Source organism: Evansella sp. AB-rgal1 (assembly GCF_041820985.1).
Lineage (GTDB): Bacteria > Bacillota > Bacilli > Bacillales > Salisediminibacteriaceae > Evansella.
Genome location: NZ_JBGUAU010000039.1, coordinates 40,771 through 48,253, shown reverse-complemented (window position 1 = coordinate 48,253; position 7,483 = coordinate 40,771). Strand labels below are relative to the sequence as shown.

The following is a 7,483-nucleotide window of genomic DNA, read 5'->3' as shown; positions in this document are numbered from 1 at the left end:
TTCCACTCGGGTTCATCCTCGTTTTGTCAATCAAGCACCTCTTATTTGACAATTCCCCGCGTTTCATCCTCATTTTGTCAGTCATGGAGTTCTGTCATCCACCGCTTTCGAGACAATTCCTCGCTGCTCCTACACAAATCGTCTCTTAGCGTCCGTCAAGCGCTCCCAAAACAATCAATCCTTACTTACTCTTCCTCTTCAACACCGCTATCCCATGCAATCCTAGCTTCAAGGAACCACTCACCACAGCTCCACTGTCTAACATATCTTCATAAGACTCCCCATCGGATCCAAGCTCAACAACTTGTTCCTTATCACTAAAGTTCATTACAAAGACATAATCAGACTCACCATCCGTACGTAACGTAGCATTAACACCCTCAGGAAGGTCAGCTGAACCAAGTACCGGAGTAACTCCCGCTTCCTCCACGATCTGCTTAAAGAAATCATACTGGAAATCAGCGCTGTTACGAGACGCAACATAATATGCTTTACCAGAACCAAAAGAATTAACAGTCAAAGCTGGGCGACCTTCATAGAAGTCATCCCCATACGTTGCAAGTACCTCAGCACCCTCGGTATGAATCAAATCACAAAGTTCAACAGCATCATATGAACCTTTCAACCCTAGTGCATTACCGTCCGAAAGCACCACACTATTTTTTTGCCCATCATGAAGTCCGTCAATCTCTTCAGACCAAATGCCTAGCGTCTTCTTCAATGGACCAGGGAAACCACCTAAGAAAGTTAGATCCGTATCGTTTACAATTCCAGACCAATATGTCGTAACAAACGTTCCGCCCGCTTCCACAAACTTTTCTACTTTTTCACCAAAACCAGGTTTCACCATATATAACATCGGTGCTACAACAACTTTATATTTAGAAAGATCGAAGTCACTGTCAATAATATCAACAGGTACACCCATTTCCCAGAACGGACGATAATGAGCGCGAACGGTCGCTTCATACTTAATACCAACATTTCGAGGACCTTGAGCATCCTTTACAGCCCAACGATTATCCCAATCGAACATCACGGCAACTTCAGGCTCTACCGATGTACCAACGATCTCTTTCAAATTCTCAAGTGCCTCACCAACATCTGTTACGTCGCGGAAAACTCGTGTGTTTTCATGACCAACATGATCCACAACGGCACCATGGAATTTTTCACTAGAACCACGGCTTTTACGCCACTGGAAGTATTGCACCGTATCCGATCCGTGCGCCACCGCCTGCAACGAAGACAATACATGCATGCCAGGCTTCTTCAACTTCGATACATTCTGCCAGTTCGTTAAACTCGGCGTGCTTTCCATCAACGCAAACGGCTGGCCGCCTTTAATGGAACGCATAATATCATGATTTAACGCAATCCAAGCAGCTACATCACCATTCTTGTCCATCTCACCATCATGCCACGTCGGATACGAATCCCAACAAGTAAAGTCCAAAATATCCTTGAACTTAAAGTAATCAAGCCCTTCGAACCCTTCCATAAAGTTCGTCGTAACCGGTACATCGGGATTCACCTTACGCAACGGCTCTACCTCCGCACGTACATAATCCAACGTCAAATCCGTAATAAATCTCTTCCAATCTACATTCATCCCATGCGTAGACTTTTCCCCACGAGGTGAGGGAGACTCTACCTGCGACCAGTCCGTAAACGTATGACTCCAGAACGTCGTCCACCAAGCATGGTTCAATTCCTCTAACGTGCCATATTTCTTCTTCAACCACTCACGGAAATTCTCCTGACAATAATCACAGTGACAATGACCACCATTCAACTCATTGGAAATATGCCACCCGATTACCGCAGGATGATTCGCATAACGTTCTGCAAGCTTCGTATTAATAATCTTAACCTTCTCACGATATGCAGGAGACGAATAGCAATGATTATGACGCTCCCCATGAAGATTTCTCACACGGAACTCATTCGTACGCAAAACCTCCGGGTACTTCTGCGACAACCACGCAGGACGCGCTCCACTCGGCGTCGCCAAAAAAGCATAAATCCCATTCTCCGCAAACGTATCAAGCACATGATCCATCCACTCAAACGTAAACTTACCTTCCTCCGGCTCCAACGATACCCACGAAAAGATCCCAACGCTCATCACATTACACTTCGATAGCTTCATCAACCGAATATCCTCTTCAAACACACCAGGATACTTCAACCACTGCTCCGGATTATAATCAGCACCATGCAGCATCATCGGCGCCTTACTACTAATCGGCGGAAACTTTTTACTCATTCAAATCACCTTTTTTCTATTCTTTTTTGAAAAGTATTTGTTTACCTCTTCCAATCACATGGAAAAAAAGGAAAGGGTTCCCCCTTATCCTTTCGTTCCTCCTGCAGTTAATCCTGCAATTAAATATCGCTGTAAGAATAAAAATACTAACGCAATCGGAATCGCAACTAAAATCGCTCCCGCTGCGAAACGTGTAAAGTTATTATCGAATTCATTACTAACAAAGTTAAATAAACCAAGTGCCAACGTAAACTTATCTTCACTACGAAGAACGATACGAGGAAGTAAGAAGTCCATAAACGGCGTCATAAACTGGAACAATGCAACTACCGCTAATATCGGTTTTGCTAATGGCAGCATAATCTGTGCAAATATTCGTAAGTGACCTGCACCATCGATTTTTGCTGCTTCATCTAACTCTCTTGGAATTGTATCAAAGAACCCTTTTACTAAGAATGTCATCATCGGCACACTTGCACCGACGTAAATAATAACTAATCCAGCTAGGCTATTTAATAGACCTACTAAGCTTAGTAATAAGTAAATGGCAACCATTGCCATTAGGATTGGGAACATCTGAAGAACTAATAATATAAAGATCCCATTTTTCCTACCAACGAACTTGTAACGTGCGAACGCATACGCAGTTAACGTTGCCACAAGAACAGAGAATATAGATGTAAATCCAGCTACAATTAAGCTATTTTTATACCAAACAACATAACGACCACGTGGGTCATCAAAGAATAACCAACGGTAATGCTCCAAACTCCAGTTTTCCGGAATCATGCTCGCTGAGAACATACTCCGACCTGGATTTAGTGACATCCCCACTGCCCAAAGAAGGGGATAAGCAATGATGACAAACATAATAGCGAAAATGAGGTAAATACCAATCACTTCGAGTCTGTTTTTCGTTTTCAGATTCATTAGTATACTTTCCCCTCCTCTTTAAACGATCTTGTTTTGCGGAATTGGAAGAACGCAAATACCGCAACAATAAGACCGATAATCATCGAAATGGCAGCAGCAATACTGTAGTTTTGCTGAGAGAAAGTTAAACTGTACACCCAGGAAATGAGGATGTCGGTTCCCCCTGCATTCTGACCACGAACAGCTGGTCCACCTTCGTTGAAAAGATAGATAATGTTAAAGTTATTAAAGTTATGCGTGTATTGCATGATCATTAATGGCGCAGTAGCGAACATAACGTGTGGGAACGTAATAGCCTTAAATTTCTGCCAACGGTTCGCTCCGTCCACTGTCGCGGCCTCATACCAATCATCAGAAATACTTGTAAGTACCCCAGAGAAAAGTGCAAAAACGAACGGGAATCCAAGCCAAACTTGAATCGTAATAAGAGCAACCCTCGTCCACAATACATCCGTTAACCACGGAATACTTACATTGAATAGTGGCTCCATAATCTGACGGTTGATTGCACCAAAACCATCGTTAAACATCGCAGCAAAAATTAATATTGATACGAAACCTGGTACAGCCCAAGGCAAGATCAGAATCGTACGGATTGTTCGTTTAGGTTTAATTCGCTTGTCATTAACTAAAATAGCAAGGAATAATCCTAACACAATTTGGAGTGTTGTTGCTACTAATGTCCAAATGATTGTCCAGCTAAATACACTGATAAATGTGTTTTGCCACATTGGAGTAGTAGCAAGGGACACGAAGTTATCGAAACCAACCCAATCAAGCAAGTTTGCGGGTGGAGAATTTCTTAAATGATAATTCACGAATGCTAAAGATAGCATAAATCCTAACGGTAAAATTACAGCAAAAATAACGAGTATTAAACCCGGTCCTACTAAGAAATAAGGAAATGTTTTATCATATGTGTTATGAAAAGACTCAGCTAACGTTGGTACACTATATCCTTGTCTTAATTTTTCAGCATCCTTGTAGGCATCACGAAGATTAACAAAATAAAACACTAAAGCAAAGGCAAGTAATACAAAAGCTACGAGTCCTTGAATGATTAGCTGCAAAGAATGATCTCTACCAGGTACTGTTCCCAGTGTAAAAATCCCCCATAACCCTATATCAATAAAGTCTGCAAATACAATAATAAATGCAGCAGCTAACACAAGAAATATTGTTCCTTTCATAAACCGACGATTATAAAACTGACCTAAGCCAGGGATAATCGACAAAGCAAGAGCTAACTTCGGGTTATGGTTGGAAAATGCATGGTTATTATTATTTTCTTTTCTTACAGAATTATTTTTCTGTTTTGAATCCATCCATGAACCTCCTAACACAATTGAATAATCAAAAAAGGGAATTTACGTAGACCACTGAAAACACAGATTATCTTTTCAGTACCCTCGATAAGCACCCTTATAAAGGGATAGGAAGGCATTGCGCCTTCCTATTTACACCTAATATTACTATTTTCTATTGTATCTAATTTATCCTTATCGTTTCTTTATTGCATCATTTCGATGTAGCCGATAATTTCTTCTACAGCTTCATCAAGAATCTCTTGTGGATCATCACCACTTGCATTAAATTGTAGTGCATCTTCCATTGGACCCCATACTTGGTTCATCTCAGGAATGTTAGGCATTGGAATAGCAGTTTGAGACTGCTCTAAGAATCCTTCCGCATATGGATTATCGATGTCCGCATCTGGACGAGCTGGAATTTCTCCAGTTTCTGCATAGTAGTATGCTTGAGAATCAGCAGTTGTTAAGTGTAACGCTAACTGGGAAGCCCAATATGTGCTCTCTGAGTAAGCAGAGATTAACCAACCTTTTACCCCAGCAAATGGAGTTGGACTTTCACCGTTTGCTAATGGAGGAAGTGGAGCCACTCCTAAATTATCTCCTAATGCATTAGAGAAGTTTGCAAGCGCCCATGGTCCAGAAACAACCATACCTACTTTTCCATCTGTGAATAAACCGTTTAATACATCTTCATTTACACTACGAGGAATGATTCCACGATCAAATAAAGATTGTACTTCTGATAAACCTTGTACTGCACCTTCGTTATTTAAACCAATATCATCTGGATTGTAATTTCCTTCTTCATCTTGAGTGAAAACATATCCCCCGTATCCACCGATCCATGGGAATACATGATAGAAGTTTAATGCTTCAAATAAGAAACCATACTCATCATTTGCAGTATTAGTTAACTCCTCTGCAAGTGCATAAAGATCTTCCATTGTTTCAGGTAATTCTGGTACTAATTCTTTGTTGTAGTATAGAGCTGTGTTTTCCATTACTAATGGAGCACCGTAAACAATTCCATCCATAGTCAATGCACCAACTGCATCCCCTGTGTATTGAGCTAAAGTTGCTTCATCTACTTCAAGAGGAGCAATTAAGTTTTGTGCTGTAAAGTTTCCAAGTCTGTCATGTGGTTGGAAAATAACATCTGGACCAATACCACTTGGAGCATCCAATTGGAATGCTTCATCTTGGTCTGCCATTAAACGAGGAGTTACTGTTACTTCAATTCCAGTTTCCTCTTCGAACTGACGAACTAATTCTTCAATTGCAGCAAATTGATATTCATCATCATTTGCCCAAATTTCCAATGATTCAGGTTTTGCTGGAACATCTCCATCTGCAGCACCTTCATTCGTATCTCCATCGTCTACGACATTTGTCGTATCATCTTGGTTATTGTCGTCAGCTGGTCCACAACCAACAACTACTACCGCTAAAGCAAAAATTAACAATAACATCGTTAACAGTGATTTCTTCATTATTTTTCTTCCTTTCTTGATGTAAGAATATGATATTATTGTAACCGATGCCAAGAAGGTTATGTATGAATAAATTCTTTATTTATATAAAAATATGAAACTAACACAATTATCTCTCTATATTACATTACATAATTTGGTAAAAAAGGTTGAGGTATATTATGCTTGCAATCCAAGGTAATAGTGCCGTTTATTTCATTTATTTTCTATTAAAATTTTAATTACAATTGCAAAATTCGACATGCTCTCTATGATTCTTTTTTGTTTAATGGTAAAAAATGTATAAAAAATCATAATAATATATTTGCTTGGATTTTTAAGTTTAGTTATGCGTAAATGTCGGAATTTATGTGAGGGTTGAAACTTTGGGGCAAGATTACTCTCATCTTCAGAGCTTTTTTCAAGATCAACATGCTTGTTTACCTTTTTTGGGTTGAATTTTCAACTTTCTGTGCGATCTAAAACCATGTTTCTGTGCGATCTAACTAAAATTCGGCGCAACTAACTCTATTATGTGTAGCAAACTTAATTTTCCTCCATGCATACGCAAGCTAAAAAAACTGCTAGCGTAACAGAAACCCCGAAAAGGAAAAAATAAACTTTTTTCAGTGTCCTCCTGCATCACTAGCAGTTTCAAGCTATTCTCTCTTCTTTTTTACATGTAGATCCCGAAAACGTTTTGGTGTAATTCCTTCCTTCTTTTTAAAGGTTGCAACAAAATTACTCGCATCATTAAATCCAACGAGAAAGGCTACATTTTTCAAAGGAATATCAGGGTTACGAATTAGGATTTCCTTTGCTTTGTTAATACGCAATTGTATCAAGAAGGAATAAGGACTTAAACCAAATGTGTCTTGGAAGAGGCGATTTAAATATTGGGCACTCACGTTCATATGATTTGCCATATCTTCCAGACCCACTTCCTCCGCATACACCGTTTCAAGCCATTCTACAATGGGGCGAACCTTCTCATAAAAGTGAGACAAAGAAGGTTGATTGTTAATCTTTCCGTGCTTACGGAGATTGATCAGAAATCCATATAAATAACTAGACAAATCATGTTTGGAGAACTCCGCATCCGCCTCTATTTTTTTCATCATTTCTACTATTATTTGTGCAAATTGAAAATCCTCCATATCGGAGTACATGCTGGAGAAATTGAGTTTTAACGTATCTAATATGGAAACGACAGAAGCACCACCAAATGTTACATAAATGGTAGACCATTTTTTCCCAGTTGTATAATAGGAATGAGGTTCATAAGGTTTTAATAATACACCGCGACCTTTTGGGAGACTGTACTCTTTTCCATTAAAAGTAAAGTTCCCTTCTCCTTCCACCGTTTGAAGATAGTGATAATACGGATACCCCTCTGGTCTAGTAAAATCCTGTTCCTGCGGGTTGAATCCAACACTCTCTACAAATAAAGGTAACGTATCCTCCACTGTAATGTACGTATATCTTACTTTTTTATAATGCAT

At 39.6% G+C, this 7,483-nt stretch carries 5 protein-coding genes; all 5 read right to left on the bottom strand.

The annotated features are described in order from the left end of the window. Positions 1-181: 181 nt before the first annotated feature. Positions 182-2,269: a beta-galactosidase gene (locus tag ACERII_RS23145; RefSeq protein WP_373645349.1), complete on the bottom strand. Its 2,088-nt coding sequence runs from the start codon at positions 2,267-2,269 to the stop codon at positions 182-184. Between the two features lie 84 nt (positions 2,270-2,353). After that, positions 2,354-3,199 carry a sugar ABC transporter permease gene (locus ACERII_RS23140; RefSeq protein WP_373645348.1) on the bottom strand — a complete coding sequence of 282 codons (846 nt, stop codon included), beginning with the start codon at positions 3,197-3,199 and terminating at the stop codon, positions 2,354-2,356. Beyond that, complete coding sequence (locus ACERII_RS23135) at positions 3,199-4,527, bottom strand: carbohydrate ABC transporter permease (protein ID WP_373645347.1); 1,329 nt, start codon at positions 4,525-4,527, stop codon at positions 3,199-3,201. Before ACERII_RS23135 ends, ACERII_RS23140 begins: the two co-directional genes overlap by 1 nt. 185 nt (positions 4,528-4,712) lie before the next feature. Continuing rightward, entirely contained in the window at positions 4,713-6,002 is a 1,290-nt protein-coding gene (locus ACERII_RS23130) for a sugar ABC transporter substrate-binding protein (RefSeq protein WP_373645346.1), read from the bottom strand. Positions 6,003-6,640: 638 nt separating this feature from the next. Further along, the gene (locus ACERII_RS23125; RefSeq protein ID WP_373645345.1) at positions 6,641-7,483 is read right to left on the bottom strand and encodes an AraC family transcriptional regulator; all 843 of its coding nucleotides are present in this window, start codon (positions 7,481-7,483) and stop codon (positions 6,641-6,643) included.

Coding starts and splice junctions, on each gene's coding strand:
- ACERII_RS23125 (WP_373645345.1), bottom strand. CDS start 7,483: ATGCATTATAAAAAAGTAAGATATACGTACATTACAGTGGAGGATACG.
- ACERII_RS23145 (WP_373645349.1), bottom strand. CDS start 2,269: ATGAGTAAAAAGTTTCCGCCGATTAGTAGTAAGGCGCCGATGATGCTG.
- ACERII_RS23135 (WP_373645347.1), bottom strand. CDS start 4,527: ATGGATTCAAAACAGAAAAATAATTCTGTAAGAAAAGAAAATAATAAT.
- ACERII_RS23130 (WP_373645346.1), bottom strand. CDS start 6,002: ATGAAGAAATCACTGTTAACGATGTTATTGTTAATTTTTGCTTTAGCG.
- ACERII_RS23140 (WP_373645348.1), bottom strand. CDS start 3,199: ATGAATCTGAAAACGAAAAACAGACTCGAAGTGATTGGTATTTACCTC.